General features: G+C 52.9%; 25 protein-coding genes. 12 read left to right on the top strand and 13 right to left on the bottom strand.

What is annotated here, in order from left to right:
- Nucleotides 1-110 precede the first annotated feature (110 nt).
- Nucleotides 111-1,250, bottom strand: a complete 1,140-nt coding sequence (locus tag SPHFLASMR4Y_RS01140; RefSeq protein WP_145955425.1) for a sensor domain-containing diguanylate cyclase — start codon at nt 1,248-1,250, stop codon at nt 111-113.
- 352 nt (nt 1,251-1,602) lie between these two features.
- Here SPHFLASMR4Y_RS01140 and SPHFLASMR4Y_RS01135 point away from each other — a divergent pair, with 352 nt between their 5' ends.
- Together SPHFLASMR4Y_RS01135 and SPHFLASMR4Y_RS01130 are read left to right on the top strand one after the other, a co-directional pair.
- The gene (locus SPHFLASMR4Y_RS01135; RefSeq protein ID WP_186266005.1) at nt 1,603-2,085 is read left to right on the top strand and encodes a MarR family transcriptional regulator; all 483 of its coding nucleotides are present in this window, start codon (nt 1,603-1,605) and stop codon (nt 2,083-2,085) included.
- 255 nt (nt 2,086-2,340) lie between these two features.
- Nucleotides 2,341-3,441 carry a sigma-54 interaction domain-containing protein gene (locus tag SPHFLASMR4Y_RS01130; protein WP_089131925.1) on the top strand — a complete coding sequence of 367 codons (1,101 nt, stop codon included), beginning with the start codon at nt 2,341-2,343 and terminating at the stop codon, nt 3,439-3,441.
- A 16-nt stretch (nt 3,442-3,457) separates the two neighbouring features.
- On the opposite strand, the gene fliS is transcribed toward SPHFLASMR4Y_RS01130, so the two are convergent.
- The 4 genes from fliS to SPHFLASMR4Y_RS01110 form a co-directional block, all read right to left on the bottom strand.
- Nucleotides 3,458-3,853 (bottom strand): flagellar export chaperone FliS, encoded by a 396-nt coding sequence (fliS, locus tag SPHFLASMR4Y_RS01125; RefSeq protein WP_089131924.1) that lies wholly within the window; start codon nt 3,851-3,853, stop codon nt 3,458-3,460.
- Nucleotides 3,854-4,779: 926 nt separating this feature from the next.
- Nucleotides 4,780-5,499 carry a sigma-70 family RNA polymerase sigma factor gene (locus tag SPHFLASMR4Y_RS01120; protein WP_089131923.1) on the bottom strand — a complete coding sequence of 240 codons (720 nt, stop codon included), beginning with the start codon at nt 5,497-5,499 and terminating at the stop codon, nt 4,780-4,782.
- A gap of 26 nt (nt 5,500-5,525) precedes the next feature.
- On the bottom strand, nt 5,526-6,908 hold the full coding sequence (locus tag SPHFLASMR4Y_RS01115; RefSeq protein WP_089131922.1) for an FHIPEP family type III secretion protein: 1,383 nt from the start codon (nt 6,906-6,908) through the stop codon (nt 5,526-5,528).
- Between the two features lie 240 nt (nt 6,909-7,148).
- Nucleotides 7,149-7,421, bottom strand: coding sequence for a flagellar biosynthesis anti-sigma factor FlgM (locus SPHFLASMR4Y_RS01110; RefSeq protein ID WP_089131921.1), 273 nt, complete (start codon nt 7,419-7,421; stop codon nt 7,149-7,151).
- 785 nt (nt 7,422-8,206) lie between these two features.
- Between SPHFLASMR4Y_RS01110 and SPHFLASMR4Y_RS16980 the strand changes: the two genes are divergently transcribed.
- A complete protein-coding gene (locus SPHFLASMR4Y_RS16980) occupies nt 8,207-8,353 on the top strand; it encodes a hypothetical protein (protein ID WP_186266004.1) in 147 nt (48 codons plus the stop codon).
- Nucleotides 8,354-9,065: 712 nt separating this feature from the next.
- On the opposite strand, the gene SPHFLASMR4Y_RS01095 is transcribed toward SPHFLASMR4Y_RS16980, so the two are convergent.
- From SPHFLASMR4Y_RS01095 to cysD, 6 genes are all read right to left on the bottom strand, one after another.
- A complete protein-coding gene (locus tag SPHFLASMR4Y_RS01095; protein WP_089131918.1) occupies nt 9,066-9,833 on the bottom strand; it encodes a JAB domain-containing protein in 768 nt (255 codons plus the stop codon).
- A 288-nt stretch (nt 9,834-10,121) separates the two neighbouring features.
- Nucleotides 10,122-10,460 carry a hypothetical protein gene (locus tag SPHFLASMR4Y_RS01090; RefSeq protein ID WP_089131917.1) on the bottom strand — a complete coding sequence of 113 codons (339 nt, stop codon included), beginning with the start codon at nt 10,458-10,460 and terminating at the stop codon, nt 10,122-10,124.
- A gap of 63 nt (nt 10,461-10,523) precedes the next feature.
- The gene (locus SPHFLASMR4Y_RS01085) at nt 10,524-11,039 is read right to left on the bottom strand and encodes a helix-turn-helix transcriptional regulator (protein WP_089131916.1); all 516 of its coding nucleotides are present in this window, start codon (nt 11,037-11,039) and stop codon (nt 10,524-10,526) included.
- Nucleotides 11,040-11,352: 313 nt separating this feature from the next.
- Nucleotides 11,353-12,084, bottom strand: coding sequence for a 3'(2'),5'-bisphosphate nucleotidase CysQ (locus SPHFLASMR4Y_RS01080; protein ID WP_313906754.1), 732 nt, complete (start codon nt 12,082-12,084; stop codon nt 11,353-11,355).
- Between the two features lie 8 nt (nt 12,085-12,092).
- On the bottom strand, nt 12,093-14,018 hold the full coding sequence (gene cysN / locus SPHFLASMR4Y_RS01075) for a sulfate adenylyltransferase subunit CysN (RefSeq protein ID WP_089131914.1): 1,926 nt from the start codon (nt 14,016-14,018) through the stop codon (nt 12,093-12,095).
- On the bottom strand, nt 14,018-14,878 hold the full coding sequence (gene cysD / locus SPHFLASMR4Y_RS01070; protein WP_236554152.1) for a sulfate adenylyltransferase subunit CysD: 861 nt from the start codon (nt 14,876-14,878) through the stop codon (nt 14,018-14,020). The genes cysN and cysD overlap by 1 nt, the downstream gene beginning before the upstream one ends.
- Nucleotides 14,879-15,015: 137 nt before the next feature.
- On the opposite strand from cysD, the gene SPHFLASMR4Y_RS01065 reads away from it, so the two are divergent.
- From SPHFLASMR4Y_RS01065 to SPHFLASMR4Y_RS01025, 9 genes are all read left to right on the top strand, one after another.
- Nucleotides 15,016-16,116 carry a helix-turn-helix transcriptional regulator gene (locus tag SPHFLASMR4Y_RS01065; protein ID WP_089131912.1) on the top strand — a complete coding sequence of 367 codons (1,101 nt, stop codon included), beginning with the start codon at nt 15,016-15,018 and terminating at the stop codon, nt 16,114-16,116.
- A gap of 219 nt (nt 16,117-16,335) precedes the next feature.
- Complete coding sequence (locus tag SPHFLASMR4Y_RS01060) at nt 16,336-17,598, top strand: tyrosine-type recombinase/integrase (protein WP_089131911.1); 1,263 nt, start codon at nt 16,336-16,338, stop codon at nt 17,596-17,598.
- Complete coding sequence (locus SPHFLASMR4Y_RS01055) at nt 17,598-17,918, top strand: hypothetical protein (RefSeq protein WP_089131910.1); 321 nt, start codon at nt 17,598-17,600, stop codon at nt 17,916-17,918. The genes SPHFLASMR4Y_RS01060 and SPHFLASMR4Y_RS01055 overlap by 1 nt, the downstream gene beginning before the upstream one ends.
- Nucleotides 17,915-18,727, top strand: a complete 813-nt coding sequence (locus tag SPHFLASMR4Y_RS01050) for a hypothetical protein (protein WP_089131909.1) — start codon at nt 17,915-17,917, stop codon at nt 18,725-18,727. The genes SPHFLASMR4Y_RS01055 and SPHFLASMR4Y_RS01050 overlap by 4 nt, the downstream gene beginning before the upstream one ends.
- Before the next feature lie 63 nt (nt 18,728-18,790).
- Nucleotides 18,791-18,979 carry a helix-turn-helix transcriptional regulator gene (locus SPHFLASMR4Y_RS17445; protein WP_089131908.1) on the top strand — a complete coding sequence of 63 codons (189 nt, stop codon included), beginning with the start codon at nt 18,791-18,793 and terminating at the stop codon, nt 18,977-18,979.
- Between the two features lie 302 nt (nt 18,980-19,281).
- The gene (locus SPHFLASMR4Y_RS01040) at nt 19,282-19,491 is read left to right on the top strand and encodes a hypothetical protein (RefSeq protein WP_145955424.1); all 210 of its coding nucleotides are present in this window, start codon (nt 19,282-19,284) and stop codon (nt 19,489-19,491) included.
- A 70-nt stretch (nt 19,492-19,561) separates the two neighbouring features.
- Nucleotides 19,562-20,305 (top strand): MarR family transcriptional regulator, encoded by a 744-nt coding sequence (locus tag SPHFLASMR4Y_RS16810; protein WP_145955423.1) that lies wholly within the window; start codon nt 19,562-19,564, stop codon nt 20,303-20,305.
- A gap of 102 nt (nt 20,306-20,407) precedes the next feature.
- A complete protein-coding gene (locus SPHFLASMR4Y_RS01030) occupies nt 20,408-20,896 on the top strand; it encodes a hypothetical protein (protein WP_145955422.1) in 489 nt (162 codons plus the stop codon).
- A complete protein-coding gene (locus SPHFLASMR4Y_RS01025) occupies nt 20,893-21,567 on the top strand; it encodes a hypothetical protein (protein WP_089131904.1) in 675 nt (224 codons plus the stop codon). Before SPHFLASMR4Y_RS01030 ends, SPHFLASMR4Y_RS01025 begins: the two co-directional genes overlap by 4 nt.
- 147 nt (nt 21,568-21,714) lie before the next feature.
- Here the strand turns inward: SPHFLASMR4Y_RS01025 and SPHFLASMR4Y_RS01020 are convergent, their stop codons facing one another.
- Together SPHFLASMR4Y_RS01020 and SPHFLASMR4Y_RS01015 are read right to left on the bottom strand one after the other, a co-directional pair.
- Nucleotides 21,715-25,542 (bottom strand): hypothetical protein, encoded by a 3,828-nt coding sequence (locus SPHFLASMR4Y_RS01020; protein WP_089131903.1) that lies wholly within the window; start codon nt 25,540-25,542, stop codon nt 21,715-21,717.
- 191 nt (nt 25,543-25,733) lie between these two features.
- Nucleotides 25,734-26,582, bottom strand: a complete 849-nt coding sequence (locus SPHFLASMR4Y_RS01015) for an AbiJ-NTD4 domain-containing protein (RefSeq protein ID WP_145955421.1) — start codon at nt 26,580-26,582, stop codon at nt 25,734-25,736.
- Nucleotides 26,583-26,771: the final 189 nt, after the last annotated feature.

Here is a 26,771-nt window from a genome sequence, read left to right as displayed (position 1 = left end):
GAATTGGCAACCGAACTGTCGTCCGGGTATCGAACCTGTATGAACGGATGATCAGAAAATAAGACACGGTTGCTTTGTGAGCAGGCATCCCCTGCCCGGCTCTTACCCTGTCAACCGACACGGCCGGCCGTTTTTAGGCGCCTGGCGGGTTCGTGGCGGAAGTCTTTTCGCCCCGCCTCTTTTACGGCGCGCAGCTTCGTGCTCGCCTGCTCGATCCAGTCTTCCCACCCCTCCATGGCTGGCGAAATATCACAGAAAGCTACATCGAAAAATATCTCGCTATTGGCCTGCTCCCATTCACTTTGCACCGTTTCCATGGCCTGACGTGCTTCCTCTCCGATTGTGCATGTCAAAAGCACGGCAAACTGCGTTCCGCCAAGGCGACCGATATAATCCGACTGGCGCAGCCGCTGGATCAGAGTCTGAATGATGGATCTTAGCAACGCATTTCCGGACGCACGCTCGAGACTTGAGCTGACCATTTTATAAAGATCCACGTCAAAAAGCACGATCGTACTCTTGATCCCCTGCCGTTCGTACAGGGACATGGCTTTCCGCACTTCTACCGCAAAACCGCTGCGCGACAACGCGCCGGTGAGCCGATCCCTTGTCGACTGCTGGCGCAATTCAAGTTCGTGAATGACCAACTCGGCGAGTTGCTTCATCCGGTCGACCTTATCGTCGCTGAATTGCCGGGCCGTAATATCGGCAGCACAGAGCGTTCCGATATTATGGCCGTCCGGCGTGATCAGCGGCACGCCAATATAGCTTCGCAAAAAAGGACTGCCAACGACCGCAGGATTGTTCTTGAACCGCTCGTCCTTCAGCGTGTCTTGCACAATCGTCGGCGCCTGTTGTGCTATAGAGAAGCCGCAAAAGGAAATATCTCGCGGAAACTCTGTTGTCTTCAATCCGGATTTGGATTTGAACCACAGCCGTTCTCCATCCATGAACGATATCCCGGCAAAAGGAACTTTCAGGGCCTGCTTTATTGCCATCGTTATATGATCGAAACGGGCCTCTTCCGGCGTATCCAGAACGTCATAGCGCTCCAGAGCGAACTGACGCGCGGCCTCCGCCTCGAACTGCAGGCGCTCCTCATTCCGATTATCATTACCAGGTTTCCACATCATGATACTGAAGACGGTGAATGCCGCAGAATAATAAGAGTCATTTTGTGAAAATATCGAAACGGTCCCGGCACGTGATGAAAAGTGGACGGCTAGGGAGTTATCGACTGCCGTTTGCAATCCTGCGACACGAAGGCCCGCCGAGTTTCATCAAGCCAGGCCGGCGCTCGTGTAACTCAATGTGGCCGCCATTTTTCGGCCGCAAGCCCGGTATTGCCATTACCCGATGGAATTGAAAACCGGCTCGGAAACCGCGACCGCTATTATATTGATTCAGTGCCGCCGGCTAGCTGGCCAAGTTCAAGATGTGACTGCAGCACGGATAGATCGGGAGGTCACATCACCTCTTTCGATGCATTCGCTAAGTTGCTAGGCTATTAAATTGCAACGGCAATCAAAGACAGAACGAAAAGGCATGTTCTTTCGGTAGATGGTCAAGACTGGAGGACTCCGATATTGCAGCGTAGTAGCAATGAATAGTGTTGAAGCTGAATTGGCTGAGCTTCGCTTGACTTTGAGACAGGCGAACGAAAACCTTGATAGGCTGGAAAGAAAAATTGCAGATTCCCGCAATCTCTCTGGCCAAGAGACCGGCATCAAGGACGACAAGCCGGACAGCATTGACCTGATCGAACGGGCCGAGAAATTTCTGGAGTGGGGGCGGTTAAAGTCCGGCACACTGGACGCCGGAAACGGGCTGTTTACAGACTCTTGCTGGAACATGTGTCTCGACATTTTTCTCTGTGGTCTCAAGGATCAGCAGGTGACTGTGTCGGCAATCGCTCATAGCTCGGGCATCCCGATGACCACGGCCATGCGCTATATCAACGTCATGGTGGAACAGGGTCTACTCCAGAAATCGTCCAATCCGGCCGATCATCGCATGGTCTTCGTTGCAGTATCGCAAAACTGCCGGACCAAGATAGAAAGGCTTTTGTTCAGCGCGCCCCTCTGATCATTGACCGGGCCATCGCCGAATGTCCCAACCCGGGGCCTCATCCCCGATCATCGCATCCCGGCTTGATCGGCTGTCGATATAGGCCGGACTCGATACGAGCAGCTTTCATTCTTCAATAGCCCATTAACCGATATTTAACGATCCTTGTCCATTCCGGACCTTACCAGGTGACGGTTCGACGATTGCGGGATCTTCGAACCATCCTTCTCCGAAGATTCGGAGAGATATGCGTATTGTTATCTGGGTAGTTCAATGACCGATTCACAATTAGAAGAATTGCTGGCTGCAAAGCTTATCGGCGACAGTCCGCAAATGCGACAGCTGCGATCGATCGTCAAATTCGCCGGTCGTTGCAACAGCTCAATCATGATCACCGGACCGTCGGGCAGCGGCAAGGAAGTTGTGGCGGAAGCCATCCACGCCATTTCAAACCGGCAAAATGCGCCCAATATTGCCGTGAATTGTGGCGCTTTACCCGATCAATTGATTGAATCGGAACTTTTTGGCCATGAAAAGGGCAGTTTTACAGGCGCAGTGAGCCGTCACGTCGGGCTTTTCGAACAGGCCAGCGGCGGCACGATCTTCCTTGACGAAATCGGCGATATGCCCATCGATATGCAGGTAAAACTACTGCGTGTGCTGGAAACCCGCGTCGTCAACCGGATAGGTGGCAAACGCGGCATCGCAATCGACATCAGGGTAATCACAGCAACGCACAAAAATCTCTCGGAGTGCATTTCCAACAAGACTTTCCGCGAAGATCTCTTCTATCGGCTTTGCGTCGTGCCGATCGAAGTGCCCGCGCTCAAGGAACGTTCAGAAGACATTCCCGCTCTGGTTGCGCATTTTCTAAAAGGTGGTGAAGATGGCCGTCCTCTGCCGTTTTTTACCGCGGAAGCGTTTGCGGCGATGCAGCAATATGACTGGCCAGGCAATGTGCGCGAACTGCGCAATGTCATTGAACGGGCCTGTGTCTTCTTTTCCGGAGAGCAGGTTTTTGTCGAAGACATCGCCAAGCTGATACAATGCGATGGCGTTCCGGCCATTTCCGATATCAATGTCAAGCCATTGAGCCAGATTGGCGACAAGGAAGATAGGCAATTCGGCTCCTGTCATGGCACCGCTCCCGCCCCGCTCACTGCAGCCGATGACCAACTTGTCCGGGACCTGAATGTCCATCTTCAGCATGAAGAACGCCGAATAATAATGGCAGCGCTGGACGGATCGAACGGCGTCGTTTCGCAAGCTGCCCGTTCCATCAATATCAAGAGGACAACGCTGATCGACAAGATGCGCAAACATAGAATCCACCAGCGATCAGAAGAGCCGGATGACTGCTATATTGCGGTTTAGCCCGTTCCACACATAGTCAATTGAACGCGACGATCCCGGCCCAGGCTTTTTCAATCTCCCGGATCATTTCACGGGCAGATTCAATACGTTCGATACATGCTTCCATATCTTCCATTCGAATGCGTTTTGCCGCCTCGTTGTACAGGATGCGCAAGGTTTCTGACAGATCGCCGGCCAAATCGAATTCCAGTTCCCTGTCCAGCCCGCCCAGGATCTTGCTGGCGTTTTCCTGATACTGAGAAACAAGCAAATCTTCGCCACGACGGGCGCTGTCGGTGATCAAGCCCAGCGTGTGAGCGAGTTCTTCCAGCAAAGCCCCGACCACAGCACGGGGATCCGATGTTAAAGACCTGTTTGTCTTCACATGTTTTGCAAGATCAGAGACTTGGCGGCTGCGACAGGGAATCGTCATAATCGGTGGCTTTCCAGATCAATTTTCTTCGCGGTCAAATACGAAAAAGTGCTGGTCCACTATTGCCTTCAACCGGCTTGAGCCGCGAGAATCTAACGACGGGCGATCACAGCAAATTGATCCCTCAACCGTGAACGCCAACCGGGACTCATTTGTCGATTTTCCAGACATATAAACATCCTCAGGATAATGTACGGCGAGTAGGGGTCCGGATTAAGCATCAGTCATTTGAGTTTCTCGCAAGACAACGGCCCCGGGACTTTGATGCGTCAAGCTAGCTAGCGAGACAAAGAAATCTGCTACGTCCCCGACCTCATTTCACTGGCCTCGCCGCGCGGGGCGTTCGGGCAACTTGAATATATCGATATTGCGGCGATACAGGCTGTATTCGCCCCCCTGCAAGGAGAACCAATCGACGCGAAATGATCCCGGTTCCCTGCCCGCGCGGCAGCATGAATTTTACAATCGTCAGGCATGGGGTGACGGGAAAATGTGGGTCGAGCGGTCATTGCGACCATCAAAAGTCGGTAACAGCATCAAACCCGCCTTCTGCCGTGTCAGTATCGGGGGATAATGACTTGGCAGAAGGCGAGCATTGATGGCGTGACCGAATCTCGCAGCCAGCCGGCAAATCAGCAAATTTCTGGAACCCAGTGACCAGACTAGATTCCAGTTGTCTGTTGATCATTGCCATCTTTCCATATTGCAGGTCGAACACCAGAACCGAAATTCTGTGCTCGAGATTTACTTCGCAAGAGCCATGCCAATTTGAGCAAGGGGAAAATCAGCCGATAGTTATCGAGATCGGCGTCGGAATTGCGTCATGTTCGTCGGAAAACCGACATTCTCGCTTTTGGCTGTCGGTTAACCGACATATCCTGGCCCGGGATAGGTGATAATGCCTGCTCACCCGGACCACAGTCCTTTCAAGCTGCTGTCATTGCGGCCTGTAGCTTCTCCAATGCGCGCTTCTTGATCTGACATATACGTACTGCTGACACATCGAGGATCGCTCCGATCTCTTCAAGCTGCAGTTCTTCGACGAAATAGCAGTTGAGAACTAGCTGTTCGCGTTCGTTTAACTGCTTCAGTTTTGACGCCAGTAATGCCGCCAATTGAGATTTTTCCAGCTTCTCATGTTGATCCTCCCCTTCGTCGGCAAACCAGCTGCTTGAATCGCAATAGATTTCGTCGAGCGATCCAACATGGACTGCGATCGCCCGGTCTGTGGTTTTCCGGTAATCGGCCGGATCCATGTTCAATGCCCGGGCCAATTGGGAATCTGTGGGCTCACACCCGAGTTCGTGTAAAAGTTGCGCTCGGCAGCGCCGGACTTTTTTGTGCCAGTCAACCGATGTTCTGCGCAAATTGCAGGTCGACCTCAGACTATCGATCATCGCGCCACGGACACGGACATACAGATAGGTACTAAAGCTATGCCCTTGATCTACATATTTTTTTGCAGCCTCTACCATTGCTACAAGCCCGACCTGTATCAGATCTTCGATCTCCATCTGATCGGGTGCCAATGATTTTACCTGCCAGGCAATTTTCGTAACCAGCGACTGATTCTCCCTGATCAGACTATTCTCGTCTATTTGCATTGCCCCATAGGATTGCAACGCCCGGTTTCTTGTTTTCAGCATATCATGTTCCCGGATGGACAGTTATTTCAGGTTGCATTTGTGGCAGCCATTGTCTGACTGGATGACGGTCCACCGACTGTCGCAAACAGCTCGACTGGCTTGCTGCGCGGCAACTCTGAATCAGAGAGAATCGAGAGATTCGGAAACCTCTGATTCAGCAAATCGCTTAGCGGCTTCCGCACCGCCGGCGAGCAGATCAACGCAACAATGCGGATCCCAGGTGGCAGGGATTGTATGGCGATATTGACCGCGTGAATCATGTCTCGAGCCATTCGGGGGGCGAAGGGATTGCCGGCTCCCTCACTCGCTTTCAGCGCTTTGACGAGCATGCTATCAAGCGAGGCGTCCAGTGTGATAACAGGAAGCGGGAGTCCGCTCGGCACGATCTCCCGGACAATCAGATCTCCAATATCCGCCCGCACCGCTTCGGCAATATCGGCAACATCGCTGTGCACCTCACATGCCCGTATCATCGCCCTGGATATTCTGCCGAAATCTTTGACCGAGATATTTTCAGCAAGAAGATGTCGGCAAATGACCGTAATTTGCTCCAGCGACAGCAATTTCCGGGTGAGACTATCCGCCAGTCCTGGCGATGATTGCTGATGCAGATCAAACAGTTGTTGCGCTTCTCTGGCACCAAATATCTTTGCTGCATTGCGCTGCGCGACATCATGGAGATGCGTTGCAATCACGGTGGCCGCATCTGCCACGAGATAGCCCTTGGCAACGGCCAAAGTCCGTTTTCTCGCTGGCATCCAGACCGCATTCATCCCGAATGTCGGGTCCATACAAGGCCGGCCTTTGATCAACGATTCTACATCGCCGTCGTCGATCGCAAGAATTTCGTCGGCCCAGGCAGCACCCTCACCCAGCACCATCCTGTGCAATAATATGCGATAGCTGTTGGGCTCGAGCGACAGGTCGACCTTGATCGGAATATGAGGGAGAGAAAATCCCAGTTTCCGGGAGATCTGATGCCGCAGTACGGCGACCCGGCTTATCAGCGGCGCTCCCTTGCGGTCTTCGACCAACGAAAACAGGCCGTATCCGATATTGACCGTGAACCCCAAGTGTTGAACGGTATTTGGCCGCTCGATTGGCACCGCGTGATTTCTGCTTGTCTGCGGTGCCAAGAGTTCCCCGGTTCGAGCTTCGCGGAGATGCTGAAAGGCAAAAGTGAAGGCAAAAGCGACGCCCGAAAGAATTGCTGTGTGCAGCAGCGCAGGCGCCGTCATCAAGATCAGCAAAAATATCAATATAGACGGCAGGACAGCCTGCTTTGCCGCAGACGCAATGTGCTTCTTGGCAGGAATATCGAACGCAGGACCACGCTGTCCGTAATTCATGATAGACGAAAAATATGACATATCTTGCTCAAACCTCCTGACGAAGAGCGAAGCAATCATCGTGCCAATTCTTGAAAATTCGGGAGGTCGGGCTAATTAGTTTTGAGTGAACTATCTCTCCATGACGTTTGATTGGCCAATAAATCGATTTGGCTCGACCATCAGCCGGACATCCATTGCGATCTATTCTCGAGATATGGACGCCTTCAAGATGACCTAGCGGTCAAGGCCTGAACCAGACGACAGAAATTACGGCCATTCCAGACTTGAGCCAGCTTGCGAAAGGCTTTCCGGATAGGGTCAGAAAATGTTTGCGCCGAGCAATTTTTCCGCAAGTCTCTCCAAATCGATATGATATATACCGAACCCGATCTGCAACCGGATATTGGCGACTTTCCCGGAATCAAATGTTGAGGCTCCTCCCGATGGGCTGGTGTAAGCCGCCGGGTTCACTCCTCTAGCCAATGGCTCATCCGCAATTTTCCTGTCCGCACCGCCATTGGGTAATTGCTGTTTCACCCCCGCACGGTCCAGTCGTTTGATCATGGCCGAATAGCTTTCAGTTGACTTCATCTCATTCGATCCTGGCTGCCTCAAAAAATAGCCCGAGGAACACCGCGTGCAAAACGGGCGGCGTATTCGACGTCTTTCACAGTCGTTTACGGCGCGTTAGGATAAAATTAAGGTCTATCGACAGATTTGGGGTCAAGGACCGCAGCTCTCGATCAATCAGGAAGCGCCTTACCGATCATCTTCTTTCTGGATAACCCTGACAGGGAATTATTTGCTGCCATCAGACCAATAGACGTTGGAAATATCCACCGATGCAGTAAATTCGGCCATAGTATCCACATGAGCTCACCGTTGAAACAAAATCATGTCCGGCCAAGAACAACATAGATAGTCAGCCACTCAACCGGGACGTTGTCTATTCTGCTCCGCTAATCAATCACTTCAACCTTATACTCTGACCATGGATCGGAGGCGGGGGCACCATAATTTCCCCACTTTGGATATAATAGTCCCGTATCTCGCCAAATCGAGAAGGATATAGATTGATAAACGGCGCTCTGGTCAGGATAGATATCGACAGGAGAAATTGAATTTTCTCCTCCTCGGTCGATTTGCCCCCGCAGGCGTCGACCTTGGAGAACGTAGTGCACCTGGTATGCGCTCTCGACTTGGGTAGGATGATCTTTCGTCCTACCCAATTGAGATTTCGGCCCCTGCTTCAATGAATGACTGCAATCAGTCGGCCAGCAAGATCCAGATTTATCAAGTGAAACTGGAGATATGATGTCGCATGTGAGCATTCAAATCGATCAATGTCGCGCGACCTGAACTACAGGAATATGGAGGTGCACAAGCTTATCGAAAAACTCCAGGGAATATTGAATTTTCTCGACGAGAACGATCTGCCAATTCCAGCGATAAAAATCGACGCAGCTATTAATGCGTTGGAAGAGACCGAAACGGAAGAGCTGCCGCAATCCTCGCCAGATTGAGCGTGGGAAAAAGTGCCAAATTCCAGCTTTCCCCCGGAACCTGGCCCATATCCCGATATCGTCATTGCAATTCATAAATCAGAAAAGTGCATTCTGATACGAGCCGTTCCAGCTCGGCGTCACAATCTTGCCTGTCAATCTGCACATGATTTGATATCTGCAACATATCCAGCACAATTGCTCCATTGCTCCGGAGTTCGAGGGGATGAACTATGACGGCTTCGGCATTTCCCACCGCTGTTGCCCCCGCGCGCGCCGTGTCGCTAGCTTGCCCCTGACCATCTAGTCCGTAGGCGCTCACAATCATTGCGCACCCTATCAGCAATATGAACCTGAGTGGCCGGGTTATCGCAGGTGATCCTGAAAATTTTACGATTGCGAGCAGCTCCTTCCGTTCTGACATATTGTCAAAACTCGGAGACTTTGACGGCAATAACCGCGTGCGGTTAAGCAGCCACCACAATAATTGGAGATGTCAGCTCGCGAAATCGCTTCATGGGCAGCCTGACTAGACCACCATATTGGCCTTGGTGAGTAGCCCCCCAGATCAGCACACCAACGAGACTATCTTCAGCGGTTGCTAAATCGGTTTTCAGCCCATGCCCAAACCGGGTCACCCGAAATTCGGGGCCGCGATACCCGCACACTTCGCGGGCGGATTACCGAAAGCTCAATTTTAGCAAGCACAATATGCTTCACCTCCTCTGAAGGCTCATATTATTTTCAACTTTCGAAAGCTGCTCCAACCATTGCTCGTAATAATGATATGATCGAGCAAACATATATCCAGCTCCAGACATAGAGACCGGATGGACATGGTAAATTCTATATCCGAACTGCTGGGCGACACGCTTCCGCCCGGGTGATTGTGAGCCAGAATGAGCCCGCTGGCATCGAGCTCCAGGGCGCGCTTGAGGATAGTCCGTGGTTGAACATATATCCGGCGCGGAGAACCTTCGCCAAATTCCTGATCGCCAAGCAAATGGTGCGAACTATCCAGAAACAATATGCGCATCAATTCCGTGGACCGGGAACCCATACGAGCTTGAAGATATGTCACCAGCCGTTGATCCGTCGCCGCAACAAGCTTCCGCGGCAGCGCATTGCGCAATGTAGCGATCATTAGATCCTCGCTCGCCTTGAGCAGCCTTATAACGTGTTTATTGCTGTCCAGAACCCTGCTCAATGCGGCTTCGGACTCACCCAGCAAACGTCCAATTGAACCGAATTCTTCCAGTAGCGCGCCGGAAAGCGTGACAGCCTGATCCGGCTCAACAATCCCGATCAGTTTCGCCAGGACCTGTCGGTTCCGAAGGCTTTCAGCCGCTTCCGGTGAAACATCGTTCCGATCATCAGCAGGACCAGTAACGGGTAGGAAGAAGCTACTTGCATGATCATATAGGCTTTTGGATGAATCGTCACATCCAGCATTCTGGTAGCGTGCGCCACCAAGGCGATTGTCTGAAGCGACGCTACGCATAACGGCCAGAACCGGTTTGCACGAAGCGCAATCGCAAGTAGCCCGAGCCAACCGGCCAGATCGATGACGAGATGCCCGGGATCCAGCGTGGTATATTCCAGCGGCGTGAAGATATGAACGGCTGGATCCAATAGCACCATCCCGATAACGATACAGGCAACCCAACGCTCAGGCCCTCCCCCTCGATACAGTGCATAAATGCAGACCGCGCCGAGGAAGACAAGGAAGAGGAGAGTTCGCATATTCCAGCTGGACCATTCTCTCGCATTTCAGTCAACCGCTGTTCGATTAGACGGCGACAGGGCGCAAATTGCCGGGCGTCAGAGAACCTTGAACAGCGGGGCACGTCTCGTGCAAATCCATTCCTGCAAATTCTCTTCCAACCTTCTGCAATTCACCATGCACACGCAGGACGTCACTGCTGGCTTCAACAAGCGCCATCTGCGCCTTGGCAAGCCTTCGAACAGCAATCTGGCCCGTAGCAGCTGGAACACCGGCATCGACCCGTGCCTGCACCAGCGTGGCCAAAAGATTGGACACCGAAATCAGGGCCTGATCAATGGAAACCTCAGTATGGGGCATATCTTGCTTGATTTGATCGGATGCGATTTTGATTTGATAAGACATAGCTATTCCTTTCCGTAAAACACGGATTAGTGCTGTTCAAAATAGTGAGAGCCCAGATGTTGGCTAGGCTGTCAACAGATCGGAAAGAGATTGGGAAACGGACAAACCGATCAAAACAATCGCCAGTATTCCGATAGTCAGAATGACTATAATGGCTAATCTCTGCGCGGTTCCCCAGCTACTTTCCGACTCTTTCAAGATTTGCGGCCAGACATTCAGATCCTGCTCAGCATCCATCTCGTAAGGGATCGATACTTCCTCGAGCAAGGATGAACCTGATCGCTCGTCTTGGGATGCTTCTGGACCAGAATCGTCATCGAAGGGAACACCCGCCGGATCATATAGTATCCGATCATAGGTGCCGGAGGCCCTGGCATATATCAGCGCGGCCTCATCCCGGGTCGCCGCACCGAGAACCCGTCGCGCGCTCACCAGTCGTTGATCTACCGCGGGCTTTGAGATTTCGAGAATCCGGGCAATTTCCTTGGATGACTTTCGCAATACCACGAGGTGCAGGCATTCCCGTTGTTTTGCCGTCAATTTTGCTACGCGCGATGTCTCTGGCTCGATATCGTCCAAGGTTACGTCCCGTTAATCCCGTCTCTCCATACTGGCTTGGCTGTTGTAACGCAACTAACTCACAGGTTGCGGCATTCGCCACAATCTCTCCCTGGAGAAGATCTTTGCGGAGACAGGCAGGCGATTGGGAAGAGGGACAATCTGTCCAATCATCGAGCAGACCGTCAGTATATACACTATCGAACGACAGTGCTCGCCGACAATCAGCTTCTGTCGAATCGACGGAAGCGTTGCCGATAATCTCAGGTCTGAAAGCGCCTCTTGAACTCCCTTCAAGGACGCACTGGTTACAGGCCCTCTCCAGTCAAATCGGTCAGGCCTTCAGCGCGTCGAAAACAGCCTCGGTCCATTCTTTTCTGCAGATCAGAAGGTCCGGCATATAGGTATCCTTTTGATTGTAGACCAGCGGAGAGCCGTCGATCCGCGAACAGTGCAGGCCAAAGGCTGACGCGACTGCTACAGGTGCGCAACTGTCCCACTCATACTGCCCGCCGGAATGGAGATAGATTTCAGCCTCGCCCTGCACCACAGCCATCGCCTTGGCACCGGCCGACCCCATGGGCAGAAGTTCGCCGCCCAATCGCTCTGCGACCGAGACTGCCTCTGCTGCCGGACGGGTACGGCTTACAACCAGCCGCGGTTTGCCTTCGTGCGGGTCAAGTGGAGCAGCCTTATCGCTGCGCAGGACGATGCCGCCATCTTGCCCCGGCAAGGCAACGGCGCCGATCGAGGCAATACCGTCGACAGCAAGCGCGACATGGACCGCCCAGTCCGAGCGTGCTTCTCCATATTCCCGCGTGCCGTCTACCGGATCAATGATCCAGACCCGTGATTTGCCAAGCCGTTCGTCGGTATCCTTGCTCTCCTCGGACAGCAGGCCGTCTTCAGGCCGCTGCTGACGCAAGGCATGGACAAGGAACTCGTTGGCAGTCTGGTCCCCGGCCTTGCCGAGCGCCTTGCCTTCAAACATTCCACTTTCGCGAACTTCTAGCAGAATCCGTCCGGCAACATGAGCGAGATGGGCAGCAAGATCGGCGTCGGTCATAATTTTACTCATTTTAGGGGCATGATCTGACGAACAATATATTCGGCAGCTTCTGTCGGTGTCATTTCGACAGTATTAACGCGGATTTCCGGATTTTCGGGAGATTCATAAGGACTATCGATACCTGTGAAGTTTTTCAGCTTCCCGCTACGGGCCTTCTTGTACAGACCTTTTACATCGCGCTGCTCAGCAACTTCGAGCGGCGTATCCACGAAAATCTCGATGAATTCGGCATCCGGCAACATTTCACGCACCATTTGTCTTTCCGCGCGGAACGGACTGATGAAGGCAGTCAGCACAATCAGCCCGGCGTCGGTCATCAATTTGGCGACTTCGCCGACGCGCCGGATATTTTCGATACGGTCTGCTTCGGTAAAGCCGAGATCCTTGTTCAATCCATGCCGAACATTGTCCCCGTCGAGCAGGAAGGTGTGCCGGTTCATCAGGTTGAGGCTTTTTTCGACCTCGTTGGCAATCGTGGATTTTCCCGAGCCGGAAAGGCCGGTAAACCATAAGACTCGGGGGGTCTGGTTCTTCAGCGACGCATGCTCTTCGCGCGTGATCGTAGTAGGTTGCCAGTGGACATTATCCGCCCGCCGCAGACTGAAATGCAACATGCCGGCCGCGACGGTCGCATTGGTAATCTTATCGACCAGAATGAAGCCGCCCAACTGCCGGCTATCTGCATAAGCCTCAAAAACAATCGGCTTGTCAGTGTGTATTTCGGTAACACCAATACCGTTCAGCTCGAGGGTTTTGGCCGCCAGATGCTCCATCGTGTTGATGTTGATTTCATATTTGGGTTCCTGCACCGATGCGCTGACCGTCTGCGTTGCCAGCTTCAGCCAGTAACCGCGACCGGGTTTCAGCGCTTCATCGCTCATCCAGACGATCGTCGATTCAAATTGGTCGGACACTTCGGGCGGATCTCCGGCGGCGGCGATCACATCGCCGCGCGAGCAGTCCACCTCGTCCTCCAGAGTGATCGTAACCGATTGCCCTGCCACGGCTTCGTCGAGTTCGCCGTCCAGGGTTACGATGCTGTTTACGCGGCTGTTTTTACCTGACGGCACGATACGGACCGGATCACCCGGTTTTACGACACCGCCGGAAACAAGCCCAGAGAAACCGCGAAAATCAAGATTGGGGCGATTGACCCATTGCACCGCCATCCGGAATGGCTTTTCCTGCGCAACCGTCGCTGTGATCTCGATATTTTCAAGATGAGAGATAAGCGCGGGGCCATCATACCATGGAGTGTTTGCCGACGGCGCCTCGGTGATATTATCACCCTTGAATCCGGAGATTGGAATTGCTGTAAAGTTTTCAATGCCGATTTCAGCAGCAAATTCACCATACTCCTTGACGATCGAGTCAAACGTTTCCTGATCAAAGTCGACAAGGTCCATCTTGTTCACCGCCAGGATCAGATTCTTGATACCAAGCAAGTGAGCCAGATAGGAATGACGCCGTGTCTGCACCAATATGCCTTTGCGCGCATCAACCAAAATTACAGCGGCATCAGCGGTTGAAGCACCTGTGACCATATTACGGGTATATTGTTCGTGGCCAGGTGTATCGGCAACAATGAACTTGCGCTTTTCGGTCGAAAAGAACCGATAGGCGACATCGATGGTGATCCCCTGCTCGCGCTCGGCGGCAAGACCGTCGACCAGCAAAGCAAAATCGATTTCCTGCCCTTGGGTACCCGATTTCTTGCTGTCCGCCTCAAGCGCGGTGAGCTGGTCTTCGAAAATCATTTTGCTGTCGTAGAGCAGCCGGCCAATCAACGTGCTCTTGCCGTCATCGACGCTGCCACAGGTGATGAAACGAAGCAGTTCCTTGTTCTGGTGCTGAGCAAGATATGCGTCAATATCTTCAGCGATCAGCGCATCGGTTTTGTAAACCGGATCATTTCCGCTCTGTTCGGTCATCAGAAATAGCCCTCCTGCTTCTTTTTCTCCATGCCGGCGCCACCTTCATCCTTGTCAATGATCCGGCCCTGACGCTCGCTGGTTGTGGTCAGAAGCATTTCCTGGATAACTTCGGAGAGAGTCGACGCTGAACTTTCAACCGCGCCGGTCAACGGGAAACATCCCAGCGTACGGAAACGAACGGAGCGGGTTGTGATCTCAGGCTTCTTGCCCATGACCTTTTCAAGCCGGTCCAGATCGTCCGCCATGAACAATCCCCCCTCATGGATATAGGTCGGACGCGGCGCTGCGAAATAGAGCGGCACGATTTCGATATTCTCCGCCATGATATATTGCCAGATATCCAGTTCGGTCCAGTTGCTGATCGGGAAGACTCTTATGCTTTCGCCTTTGGCTTTCCGGGCATTGTAGAGATTCCACAACTCTGGTCGTTGGTTTTTGGGGTCCCAGCCATGGCTGGCGGTCCGGAAGGAGAAGATACGCTCCTTGGCCCGGCTTTTTTCCTCGTCGCGCCGGGCGCCACCGAAAGCCACGTCAAATCCGTGCAGGTCTAGGGCCTGCTTCAGCCCTTCGGTCTTCCACATATCGGTATGCAACGGCCCATGGTCAAACGGATTGATGCCGCGCTCCTGTGCTTCTGCATTGTGATGTACGATCAATTCCATCCCGGCATCTTGCGCAGCCTTTTCGCGAAGTGCGTACATATCCTTGAATTTCCATGTCGTATCGACATGGAGCAACGGAAATGGCGGTGGAGAAGGATAGAATGCCTTTTTTGCGAGATGCAGCAGCACTGCGCTATCTTTACCGACGCTATACATCATCACCGGTTTCTGAGCGTCCGCCATTACCTCTCGCATGATGTGAATCGCTTCAGCCTCAAGCCGCTCCAAATGGGTCAATACACGGGTCACTTGTCATTCCATCCTTGATCGTTTCAGGGCACAATAGTCGCTTTCGACTGGCATGTAGTTCCCAAATGGGATATAAAGCGAGAATGGCCGTTATCTACAGTGAAGATCATGATCTCGTTGCCGCGCTGCATCGCGGCACTCTCGGTACGCCGCCCTGGGAAGATTTTCTCGAACAGTTGCGTCGACGAACCGCCGCCGACTATGCCCGGCTTCTGTTTCAGGGCGACCATGACTGGCTGCAATCCGTGCGGATTCCCACACTCCACGACAACTCGACAGACATAAATGAAATCTATCGGCAGGAGTTTGGAAACTCACAGGCGCTTCCGCACAGGTCCATGCGGCTCAATCGGGTCTACTCTCTGGACGAGTTCATCGACCCTAGCGACCCCGTGCACAGCCGGTTCAAGACTCTGTTCATGGAGGACCCCGAGATTCGTTTCGCCCGCAACATGAGGGTTGCCGAGCCCAATGGCGGACAAATCTGGATATCGCTTGGGCGCAAAACCAGCGACTTTTCCGCAAGCGACGGGGCCCTGCTGGGGTCCCTTGCCAATCATCTGGCGATTGCCGCCGGCACCCATGCCGAACTGGAACGGCAGCGGCTCAAGGCGGGGATTTCGGCTGACGCAATCATGCGGCTGAATTTCGGCTGGTTCATGCTCGACGCGTCCGGCCGCATCATTGACATGAGCGAACAGGCCGAAGCCCTGGTCCTGGAAGCACAAACCTTGCGCAAGTCGCCGGACGGACGGCTCATTGCCATGCGCGCCGATGCACAGGGCATCTTGCGTCAATTCCTGAAAATGCGACAGGCAGGGGAAAGTGTTGTCCGGTCAGTACATTTGTCAGATGAACCATGGCTTGACATGCTGCTCACCAACCCGCCGGCAGACCTGCCCGGTGCGATCAAGCCGGTTGCCATTGCCTTCGTCCACGGCGAGCGAACCAGCAGTGCGGAGCGCAGTCAGCACCTTGCCAATCTTTTCGGCCTCACCTTGCAGGAAGCCCGATTGGCATTGCATATCAGCCACGGCATAACGATCCGGGAGGCGGCGCCTCTCCTCGGTCTCACTCACGAAACAGCGCGACTTTATTCCAAACGAATTTACGCAAAGACAGGAACGCGAGGCCAAGCCGATCTCGTGCGCTTGATTCTGGCAAGTATCGTAGCCCTTGCCTGACCTTGAAACGCTGGCTCTCCTCGCAATCCCCGGAAGAAGAATGGTGCGCCCGACAGGATTCGAACCTGTGGCCCCCAGATTAGGAATTTTAGGATATAGCTCTGATAATTCGGGAGAAATTTAAGTAATCCTTATTTTCCATTATATTATAATATCTTTCAATCGACTGCCTTAGATATGGATTGCTAATTTCTGATTGCTATGTGATTGCTAGAAATCATGGTGAGCAGAAAAATCTCGAAGCGGACGGTCGATGCCCTTGGACCAGGGGCGAAAGACATTTTCCTTTGGGATAGCGTCATCAAAGGCTTTGGCCTGAAGGTTACGCCTCGCGGCAAAAAGGTATATTTGTTCCAATACCGACCGAAAGGCGGGGGCCCGGCGAAGCGTATAACGATTGGACCTCACGGCGAACTGACCCCCGATCAGGCTGCCAAATTTGCCGAGCGGTTGCGGCTGGAAGTCTTGTCCGGGGGCGATCCTGTCGCAGCGGCCAAGGCTGCCAGAGAAACCTCAGACCGCCGCAAGGCGCTGCACTCGAAGCAAATCGTCGAAAACCTTGTGCCGCTTTGGCTAAGCAACCCGAGACTGAAAGATCGGACCCGAGCATTCTATCAATCGGCCATGGATTGCCACGTTTTGCCGGTGATCGGAAAACTGCCCTTGCCGCTCGTGACGCGGGAACACTGGAACGCCATACGGGACAGCATGCCCCCTGCCGCGATCGCTGCCCGCAGAAATGCTTTTGCCACGCTCAGCGCTTTTTGTGCTTGGGCTGACAACGAAAGCATTGCGCCAAATATCACCGATGGATTGAAGCCGCCTCCCAAGGCCAAGAGCCGGGACAGGGTATTGGATGATCAGGAACTCGCATTCGTATGGCAGGCAGCCGAGAAGCTGTCAGCGTCGTACCGCGCGTTATACCGGCTGGCTATCCTCACGGGACAGCGGCGCGACGAAATAGCCGGGATGAACTGGTCAGAATTATCTCGTCGACAGGCCCTTTGGGAAATTCCCGGTGAGCGCACGAAAAACGGCGTCCCTCAAATTGTGCATCTTTCGGCCTCAGCGATAAGTGTCATCGATGATTTGATTGGTGCGGAAAAGTGGCCGGCCGCTGGTTGTGTCTTGGTAGGTCGCACCAAGTCGAGGATTGCCGGCTTCAGCAAGGCGAAGCGGGCGATCGATGACGCGATCAAGGAACTTGGTGGCGAGGTCGCGAAATGGCGGTTTCACGATTTGCGCCGTACGCTGGCAACAGGGCTGCAGAGATTGGGGATCCGGCTCGAAGTGACCGAGGCAATACTCAATCACGTCAGCGGGTCCATGTCCGGAGTGAAGGGAATCTACCAGCGCCATGATTGGAAGATGGAGAAACAAGCCGCCCTCGATGCCTGGGCAGCACATTTGTCCCGGACATTGCAATCAAATGCTGATCCGGATGTCATCGATTTTGGAGCGGCAAAAAGAGGGAGGATTTGATGCAAACGAAAACGGGCAAGTTACCGCATTCCCCAGAAATCGCGCTGCTGATAGGTACCCTGTTTAAGCAGCTGGGCGGGGATCTCACCATAGGACCGGATGGCCGGAGATATTCGTCGGTTCCTGAGCCTGAGATATTCGATAACTTGCCCAAAATATCTGCTTTGGAGCCCTGCTACCAACCCCTCAATGATGAGCAGCATCGCGGCGCCATGCGGCTCGTATCAGGTTTGCTGCACCGCCTTGGCAAAGCAGATAAGGATTTTCTCTTTGATTTGTTTGCCGAAGCGTATGTCGATCCCGAGGCGCGGCCGATATGAGTGGTTTCGACCAAGCTGCAACTGAAGCGGTTGAACGTTCAAATCTGTATCTGTTGGACGATGAAGCGCGGAATGATCTTGTTGAATTGATCAGCAGCCAATCTGAGCATATCGACGCCGCGGAGGAATGCCTTGGCCATCAACACAAGCAGATCAGAGTACATATTTATCAAATTTATTTAAGCGTTTATTCAGCGATGATCCTACCAGCCTATACCAATGTAAAGGGCTACAAAAAACCATCGGAAATCAAAGAGGGCGCGACAAAGGTACAATCTGCCGCCGTTCAAATGGCAGAAGCTCTGCAGAAGCTAAGACATACCCGGATGCAGCCCAAAAACATGCTGAACGATGTACGGAATTCTGCCCTTGCCGCTCTTCATGCTCAAACTGTCCTTCAGTTTCTGGAGAGCATACTTCCTAACGAAGTCTGGATAGCGATTGAACCAAAAGTAAAAGAGTCCCTAAACGATCCTTTCAACCCCGACATGCTTTGCAATGGCTTGCAAAAATTCGGTGCGAATTATCTTGGTTCCATCGAGCATTTAATCGATCATACCAAAGCGCCTAAAGCACCACATCTGCCAACCGAAATATTCATATTTGATATGGCTGATTTGTGGTCTATGGTCACAAAAACCAATCCAACGGCAAGCAAAAACACCAATCTCGAAAATTATCACTCAAAATTTGTTAAATTTGTCCATGCCGCATGGGATCCAGAAGTGTTGGGACCGCTTCCGTCTGACGATACAATGGCACGCGCTTTAAAGCGTCGCAGATTACGCGCGGATATCAGCGCAATTTGAGGGAAGGCTATCTTCCAGCTACCTCGATAGATTTCATTCCATCTTGAATGATGGAGTGCAGAAATGAAGATTAACGATATAGATGCGACTGCCGATCAAATTGGCGTTCGTCCCTCGTGCTTGGCCAAATGGCGGGTCACCGGAGAGGGTCCCAAATTCGCCAAACTGGGAAAAAGGGTCGTTTATCGGCAGCAAGATATCGACCAGTGGATCGAAAGCAAAGTGCGCTCTTCCACGAGTGGAGCGGCGTGATCACTGTGAAACTTAAACTGTCAGCAGCTCAGTCAATGGGAGCACTCTCATGACAACCGGAAAACTGAGGAATTCCCGCCTTTATCGCGCGAAATTTAACCTCCTTTCGTGGAGCGGCCGGGCCGATTGGTCCCCACCCCCCATTGCTCGCAAAGTATTGATCCGGATCGAAAGTGATGGGCGATATAGGGTCAGTCTCTGGCCGTCGGAGAAGGGCACCCCGGATAGATTATTCGATGGCAGAACGGCTGCCGCGATTTTCGCAGCCAGCCTCTCTATCGAACATGGCGCGGAGATATCTCATGGCTAAGCGCAAGCACATCGTCGTTTTGGAAGCAGATACATTTGGCCTCGATGTCAACGTCTCCGTTCAGCCGGCGCCGGTCGGAGAGCGGTTAGATCGATCGTTTGAGCTATATCAGATCGCCCGGCAATATGCCGAGGGTCTGACTAGACACAACGGCTGGGTCCTGATCGACCGGTTGGGGTGCGAGCCGGTGATGGCAGGCTGATGGTATGGCAAAGAAGGACCCTAAGGGGGAAAAGAAACCCCGCAAATTCTATTGCTTGCCAAGACGGGCAATGACCGATCCAGCACTCACTGCGCTTGATCATCGCGTACTCGGTGTAATCTCCCTTCATGATGGGATGTCACTTGTGAATGGCAAGGGCGCGGGTTGCTATGCATCATATGGAACTCTGACTAAACTTGCCGGCTGTGATTATACCAATTTTGGCCGGTCCGTCTCCAAGCTTATCAAGGCGGGGTATATATCACGGGAACCTCAGTTGATGGATAAACGCAGGTTCACTTTGAGGGTATTTTATCCCGAGATACTTGATGAAACCAACAACAAGATGGTTGGTGAAATCAACAATGAAACCGACCAGAAAAGCCAAAAGGTGATCCAGATTGTTGACGAAACCAACAATGAGATAGTTGGTGACGAAAAATCTGAAAGCGTCGCAAATCTGCCAGAAACCAATGGGCATTATATTCCGTTAAACGGGGAATTAAATTCTGTAGAAACAGAGGAATTAGATTCAGATGAATCTGCGCGATTGAAATCGCGCCAAACAATGGCTCAGCAAAGAAAGTGGAACGTTCCAGTTTCTCCACCCCGAAAACATCAAAGTACAGGTCAAGTCCTCGCAATGCTCGAACGCGACATCAAGGGCGGCCGGAGCGACCTCGATGTTGAGGATTGGGATCGATGGCTCACCGAAATCATTGAAACCGAATCGCGGTCTGCTGTCGTGCAACAAGCATCGCGAATTTATGAGAGTTTCGAATGGGAACTCGCAGCAAACCGAGGTTTCCAATGAACATGATCGAGCAACCTTCCCCCGCTCCAAAATTCCCCCCGACCAGGCATTGGCCCTTTGCCAAGCCATCGGTCGCTCTCCCAACTGAATGTAAGGATCAACATGACAGAACAAAATGAAATCGGTTCACGGATGCAGCGTTTGCAGCAATTCAGCGAGGCCTCCCGACCCCGGCCAAAAAGCAAGCGATCGACCAGCCCTCGCGTCCCAGTGAAAAGGCCAACGGCGGCCAAACAGACGGCTGCCAATATTCGCGCCGAAGAGCGCTCCCGGATGATGGCCGTTTTCGACAGCCCTGAGGTATCCGGAAACGAATATGGCGCTGCATTTCTGCTCTCCAACACGGATATGTCAGCGTTTGAGATTATTGCAAATCTGAGCCTCTACCCGTTGTCTCAATCTGAATTCCGTGAGATTGTGGCAGCGAGACAGAACCCGTCCTCAAAAACCGCAAACCACGGCTGGTCGGATATTCATTCGGAAATTCAAGAAAGACGAACGCAATCGCATTCGTCGACCACGCCAGCGGCCAACCACGGCTTGGACGATATCCATGCTAAAATTCAATCAACGAGAGGGGCAGTCCAATGACCAGCGAAAATCTGAATATCAGCGCAATCCAGCATGCGCTGGCCAACTTTGACCTGTCGCCCGAGCGCGAACAAATTGCCGAACTGTTGGCGACTCAGGACCATGACCGTGAAGCGATCGAACGGGCGGATTCCAAGATATCCGATCTTCGTGCCGAGATTACCCGCCTCAGGGAGGCTCAGGGCCATGATGAGCGATTGACCGGTGCACTGCGATCCGGTGACGTACTCGACGAAATTGAAACCGATACACCGAAACTTCGAGCACAAATCGACCAGTTAAATTCCAGCCGGACAAAAATCGAGAACGATATGCGAGAACGTTCGCTCCAGATCGGCGCGGCCAAGGACCGGCTAAGGGCCAGGCTTAGCGAAATCGGCGCCGAAGCTATCCACACCTTGGAGATTGAGGCAATTGAGGTAATCGCCAATCTGGCGTCGGTTTATGCCGATATTGAAGTCCTTCGCCACTCGATCAGTGCCAGGGGAGCGGCCAATCTATCATTACGGCTATCGCTGGTGTTGAAGGAAACGTGGCTCCACTGGCCCCATGTCCGAAACAAATCCGAGCAGGTTAGCCCAGAGCTCCTGACCGCATTAGCGGCCGGAACCGAACCGATTGTTTTATCGGGTGGAAGAATTGAGAAATCCGCTCGCCTTCCATCGCCCTGAACGATTGCCGTTTGCCGAGGGTTTTAGTCCTCCTCTCCCTCGGCCGCCCGCGCGGTGTCAGTCCCGTGCGGGCCTAATTTCGTGATTAGCTGCCGCAACATCACGGAATCGGCCCCTCTGATCTGCGGGTTAGAGGGGCCGCATTGTTTAGAAATTAGCTACGCTTGCCGGAACTGGATCTTGACCGTTTCCGCCGCCACCGCCGCTACCTGAAGCGCCGCTGTTCTTCGCGATGGCCGCAAGGTAGCTTATCAACTGGTCGGTCTGATAATTGATCGCGTTGACCACCGGTGTCTGGTCGACCGTGAACGGCGTGTCGCGATCCACCGCAATAGAAGCGATATTGGATTCCTCATCGATCCGTGATTTCGTGAGTTGGGTCACTTCATCCAGCAGGCGGAAATATTCCTCGGATGAACCATATACCTCACGCTGTAGATCCAGAAGATTGCGGGCCGCATCAGCGTAATCATCATAGGCGGTGATATCTCCGGCCGCGACACGTTGAGCAAGTGGATCATATTCGGCCTGTGCGTTGCCCAGGCGCGTCCTGAGAGACAAACCGCTGTCTCCGATGGTGAGGTCGCGGAACAAGTCTCTGAGTAAGCCGGTAATGCGCTCCGAAGCCTCTTTGACCGCTTGGGCACGTTCAATCCCATATAGCTCTTCAAGCTCTGCATATTCCTGAGCGGAAGCACCGGCTTTATCGAATAGTTTGACTAATGCCTCGAATTCACGGTCCAGATTATCGAGCGCCGCGCCAACCGGGTCCTTATGCGCCTTCAGGCGGGTGAACACATTCTGAAAGGTCAGAGCATCCTGCAATGCAGATTCAAGATCGGAGCCGGCTTTGAGCAAGTTTTGCGTGGATTGCCGGATGCCGTCGATGACACCGCGATCGATAGCATCCATAATGCCGGCCCGAATAGCGTCCTCTGCATTGTCATAATATTGTGTGTCCGACGAACTGCCAAAGGTCGGATCGAAGCTGTATCTGTCTTTATATGTACCGATAGAGCCAAGCGTAAAACCGCCTTTCAGCGACCCGCCGAGCTGATCGGAGATGTTTTTCAATCCCTCGAACAATGCGTTGGCCTGACTGGTTGCTGTGTCTGCTCGGCCTTTGCCGCTGATTTTGGCGAGCTCATAATCCAGTTCGCCGCTCTCTGATATCGACGCCCGAGCATATCCCTTTTCGGTTTTCTTGAACAGACCACCGATAAGACCGCCGATCACCGACCCGATGACCTGGCCACCGGGGATAGGGACGAAAGACCCGATCGCGCCGCCAATCTGGGAACCGGTCGTGGAGAAATTGCCGCCAAGCCCGAGTGCTTTTGCAATGCCGGCTATCTGAGTACCCGTTCCAGCTCCACCAACGGCGCCACCAAGGGATTCGCTCAGGGATTTTGCAATTCCCTCGCCGATCACGCCTTCTTCGCCGAGAACTTTCGTGATGCCCTGCAGGCCGCCAAGGACACCGCCAACTTCTCCACCCTGCAGATAGCCGCTGAGTGCCGATGACAAAGCACCGGTGAGTTGCTGGCTGAACCGGGTGCCAAATATTTCATCCAGCGATCCGGCGAGCGGCCCCACGATGCCAGCGGCCATTTCGTCCGATAACTGGGAAATGGACCGGACATCAATCGCTATAGCTTTTCTGATCCCGTCGACTTCGATAACTCGATTGTCGTTCGCGGCGCCCGGTGTTCCGATCGGCACCGGGCTGGTGATGCCATGCAACTTCGACGCTGCGGCATTGGCAGCATCAGCTACATAATCGAAAGACTTGGACACCGAATTAGCAGATTGGGCCGTTTGATCGACCTCTTTCACCAGTCTGGAATTCGCCTTGCCGAGCGGGGTATCGCTGTTGAGCTGTGCTTCGATTTGATCAAACGCATCCCCAAATACTGCGTCGAATAGCCGCTTACCCTGCAATTCAGCGAACGTAGCACGGAGGTCTTTCAGGAAATCGCCTCCGCTTGTCGTACCTGTCAGCAATCCGGTGAGAGATTGCCGGATCGAGCCGGCGACTTGCAATTGATCGTTGAGCGCATCCGTTTGGCGCCGGGTGAGTTGCGTTAGTTCTTTCTGTTGTGCGACATAATTTTCGGCCTCGGTGCGGATTTTAGATTGCTGACCGTTGATCTTTGCAATCGCAGCAGCGCTGTCTTCGAGCGCCTTGGTCGCCTTTTCACGCTCGACAGTGGTAGCAGTTTCGTCTTCCAGAATATTACTGGCTTCAATCGCTATTTCGCGTTGTTTTTCAAGATTACTGGTCAATCCCAGCCGTTCGTCGAGCCGGTTGATTTCCTGCAATATCTCAGCCTGATCGAACAGGCCAGCCGCTTGCAGCGACATGATTTCGAGATTTTTCTCGTTTTCCTCACCGTATCGGCTGATTTCGGTGTTAACCGCATTGGCGGCAAAGGTCCGGGCTTCCTGCGCTTCCGCGATCAATTCCTTAAGCCGCGGTGTGCCGGCGTTCTTCGGATCGCTCAGTTCGGCAATGATGCCGTCGAGTTTCCGGACGGCCTGGGCGGAGCGGTCGACGAGCCGGGGCTGGTCATCAAACTGTTCATTGACGCGGGCGATGGATACCGCTGCCTGATCAGACAGGGATGCAAGGCGGGCCGTTTCGCGCGCTGCGGCTTTGGCTTCTCGCTCCGCATCATTTCCGCCTCTTTTGGTCTTCGTTGAGCCAGTTCTGCGGAACTCGGACGAGAGACGACCGCTGTTCAGACTTTCATCAATCAGGCCGGCGATTTTGTCCTTCTCATCGGCTGAAATTTGACCGACAATTGCTTCGCGAAAGTCTTTCGCAGAAACCCCGATATCGTTGAAATTCAGGCTCTCGCTTTTGCGCAAGATGTCGACAAGTGATTTGTTTCGTTCCGCTTTGTTGTCGATAGCGAGAGCGTCCCGGAACTGGTTGATCGCTGTCGCTTCTTCGACGCCGATCGGGCTGATATCGCCACTGAATAACTTGCCTGCAATTTTGCCGATACCAAGATTACCAGCGCCTTCAGAAACGCTCCGGGCCCGTTCTCGAGCCGCTAGCGCTTCGCTGCGAAGATTGATTGCCTGCAGCCGGGCGTTGGCTATCAGCAACGCATTTTGGCTTGCAATTTTTCCGCTCGTTTGGTCGAAAGTTTCACCCAGAACCGACTGAGCGCTAGAAAGACCGTTTGCAGCAAGTTCGGCTGCCTCGGCAGCTTCCCCGCTCGAATATAGTTCCTGAATGAGAAAGCCGGCCGCCGTGGTTGCGGCAAAGACCGCCACGCCCCAAGGACCTGCGAGAAAGGATCCTACTGCCCCAAGGCGTCCCTGCAACCCGCTGAGAGCGAAGCCTAATTGCGGGAGCTGCTGGGCAAAGATCGTGGCGGCTCGTTGACCGGAAGCGAAGCCGACCGTCACGTCCTGCAACTGCTGACCAACTTGGACCATGGCGAAGCGTTGGGCGCCAAGCGATTTGGCACCAGTGGTCATCGCAAGATTGGAATTTCGCGTCGAAACAGCGAGCGAGGTTGTGGCTTTAGCCTGTCTGTTTAGCTGCGCTTGCACCTGTTCGGCCGCGGCTGCCTGAGACATGGCCGCACGGGCCGCCTCGCGCTGTTCGACGGCAAGAGCGTTCGCCGCGGCCTGGCTTAGCCGGGAGGATTGACTGAAATCGTTCTCTGCCAACGCTGCGCTGCGCACCGCCCGAGACATCTCTTCGGCTGCCGCCGCCCTCGCTTTGGCAGCTTGGGCCGCTTCCCTGAGTTGCGGAACGCCGAGATCCAGCGCTCCCTCCAAGTTGCGAGGCCGGCTCAATGCTTGATCAATGGCTTTATCAATCGCTGCAGCGCTGGCTTTGAATTTTGTCTCGGCTGATTGCGCCGCCGAACGAATATCACGTTCAAACTTCGCGGTTGCGCCGTTCTCATCGTATTGAAGTTTCAGGAAAGCGGGAAACTGAGTTGATTGTGGCATGGGAACGAGCCCTCAAAAATGTCTGCCACAACGCGATCTTACATAGCCTGTTTCTGGCGGAAAACCAATAGACTTGAACTGTAACTTGTAACTATTCGATCATCCTGAGAGGGAGGGTGGCCTAAAAAATGGGGTTTCTCAGCGCATAGGGAACAAAAGTTGAACGCGTAGGACCCGTAAAATATTAATCCTCAACACTTCGAGTTGGATAGCTTCAATAGGTAGGAGACAAATGAAGCACAGGCTCCAAACATAAACACCGCTTCTGCTTCATCCGCGTCGGCTTCCCCCTTGAACACCAATGCGTGTCTTATACCTTGTTCATCCGATGTATAACCATAAAGCTGGTTTAACGCACTCTGCAAAGCTTTGTGCTTCAGATGACCAGCTTTGCCCAGTTCGCTCAATGCTGATTTTAGATCTTTGGTGCCGGGAGCAGCACTCCTCGCAGCCGACTCGACCGCGGTTATGCTTTCACGGATCGAGGTAGCCCAATCTCCATCCCTAAGCATTTTAGCACTTTTGGTTAGATGAGCTTTTACACCCGCTGCATCAGTCAATCGGATTTCGCTCAAGGCAGTTTCGACACCCTGAATTTCATTTTCATCTGCAATCGGAACTAACATACCGCTCACAAACCGATAGGCAGGCCGACACTGATCAAATATCGTTTCCATGTCCGATAATAAATAAAGCGGCGTAGCATGATGATTGTAAACAAACTCTAGAAAATCAAGAAGGCGATAATACACTGAGGTTTCAACCAGCTCTCGTATTTTCAGGCTATGCTGGCCTAATTTAAAAGTATTCGAATCGATAAACTCTCCGCAGCGATCAACTAGCCAATCTTCCCAAATTTCTGTCCATTGATTTCCAAAGGCAAAATAGCTTGACATGGTTTTCTTTTCATTTTGCAATGACAAGCGAAAAGCTCTCCACAACTTTGCTCGCATTGCTAGGTTAATTTCGGCCAACTGCATCTGAGGCGGGATATCCACCAAGCTATTACGTTGCGAAAATGAGAGAGATCTGTCATTCATATTATACTATCCTGCATCCACTGCGGCTTCGATTCGCTGCTGAATTCGGGCGGTGAGCACAAAAGAAACTGGCAATTAGCCCCCCAATCGCTGCTGCCCTAGATTCTTTGATACCTGTTCCCATGATTTCCTCGATCGAACTTTACATTCACCTTTAGCTTCCAAGTAAGCGTGTTATGATTGCTATCT

The sequence above is a fragment of the Sphingorhabdus sp. SMR4y genome, assembly GCF_002218195.1.
GTDB lineage: Bacteria > Pseudomonadota > Alphaproteobacteria > Sphingomonadales > Sphingomonadaceae > Parasphingorhabdus.
The sequence above is the reverse complement of the archived record's forward strand: the minus strand, read 5'-3'. Positions and strand labels throughout refer to the sequence as shown.

Coding starts and splice junctions, on each gene's coding strand:
- fliS (WP_089131924.1), bottom strand. CDS start 3,853: ATGACGATTCCCTGTCGCAGCCGCCAAGTCTCTGATCTTGCAAAACAT.
- SPHFLASMR4Y_RS01130 (WP_089131925.1), top strand. CDS start 2,341: ATGACCGATTCACAATTAGAAGAATTGCTGGCTGCAAAGCTTATCGGC.
- SPHFLASMR4Y_RS01115 (WP_089131922.1), bottom strand. CDS start 6,908: ATGATTGCTTCGCTCTTCGTCAGGAGGTTTGAGCAAGATATGTCATAT.
- SPHFLASMR4Y_RS01055 (WP_089131910.1), top strand. CDS start 17,598: ATGCAAACGAAAACGGGCAAGTTACCGCATTCCCCAGAAATCGCGCTG.
- SPHFLASMR4Y_RS01110 (WP_089131921.1), bottom strand. CDS start 7,421: ATGAAGTCAACTGAAAGCTATTCGGCCATGATCAAACGACTGGACCGT.
- SPHFLASMR4Y_RS17445 (WP_089131908.1), top strand. CDS start 18,791: ATGAAGATTAACGATATAGATGCGACTGCCGATCAAATTGGCGTTCGT.
- SPHFLASMR4Y_RS01065 (WP_089131912.1), top strand. CDS start 15,016: ATGGCCGTTATCTACAGTGAAGATCATGATCTCGTTGCCGCGCTGCAT.
- SPHFLASMR4Y_RS01060 (WP_089131911.1), top strand. CDS start 16,336: ATGGTGAGCAGAAAAATCTCGAAGCGGACGGTCGATGCCCTTGGACCA.
- SPHFLASMR4Y_RS01120 (WP_089131923.1), bottom strand. CDS start 5,499: ATGCTGAAAACAAGAAACCGGGCGTTGCAATCCTATGGGGCAATGCAA.
- SPHFLASMR4Y_RS01015 (WP_145955421.1), bottom strand. CDS start 26,582: ATGAATGACAGATCTCTCTCATTTTCGCAACGTAATAGCTTGGTGGAT.
- SPHFLASMR4Y_RS01030 (WP_145955422.1), top strand. CDS start 20,408: ATGACAGAACAAAATGAAATCGGTTCACGGATGCAGCGTTTGCAGCAA.
- SPHFLASMR4Y_RS01050 (WP_089131909.1), top strand. CDS start 17,915: ATGAGTGGTTTCGACCAAGCTGCAACTGAAGCGGTTGAACGTTCAAAT.
- SPHFLASMR4Y_RS01135 (WP_186266005.1), top strand. CDS start 1,603: ATGAATAGTGTTGAAGCTGAATTGGCTGAGCTTCGCTTGACTTTGAGA.
- SPHFLASMR4Y_RS01090 (WP_089131917.1), bottom strand. CDS start 10,460: ATGTCTTATCAAATCAAAATCGCATCCGATCAAATCAAGCAAGATATG.
- SPHFLASMR4Y_RS01025 (WP_089131904.1), top strand. CDS start 20,893: ATGACCAGCGAAAATCTGAATATCAGCGCAATCCAGCATGCGCTGGCC.
- SPHFLASMR4Y_RS01095 (WP_089131918.1), bottom strand. CDS start 9,833: ATGCGTAGCGTCGCTTCAGACAATCGCCTTGGTGGCGCACGCTACCAG.
- cysD (WP_236554152.1), bottom strand. CDS start 14,878: ATGCGAGAGGTAATGGCGGACGCTCAGAAACCGGTGATGATGTATAGC.
- cysN (WP_089131914.1), bottom strand. CDS start 14,018: ATGACCGAACAGAGCGGAAATGATCCGGTTTACAAAACCGATGCGCTG.
- SPHFLASMR4Y_RS01040 (WP_145955424.1), top strand. CDS start 19,282: ATGGCTAAGCGCAAGCACATCGTCGTTTTGGAAGCAGATACATTTGGC.
- SPHFLASMR4Y_RS16810 (WP_145955423.1), top strand. CDS start 19,562: ATGACCGATCCAGCACTCACTGCGCTTGATCATCGCGTACTCGGTGTA.
- SPHFLASMR4Y_RS01080 (WP_313906754.1), bottom strand. CDS start 12,084: ATGACCGACGCCGATCTTGCTGCCCATCTCGCTCATGTTGCCGGACGG.
- SPHFLASMR4Y_RS01020 (WP_089131903.1), bottom strand. CDS start 25,542: ATGCCACAATCAACTCAGTTTCCCGCTTTCCTGAAACTTCAATACGAT.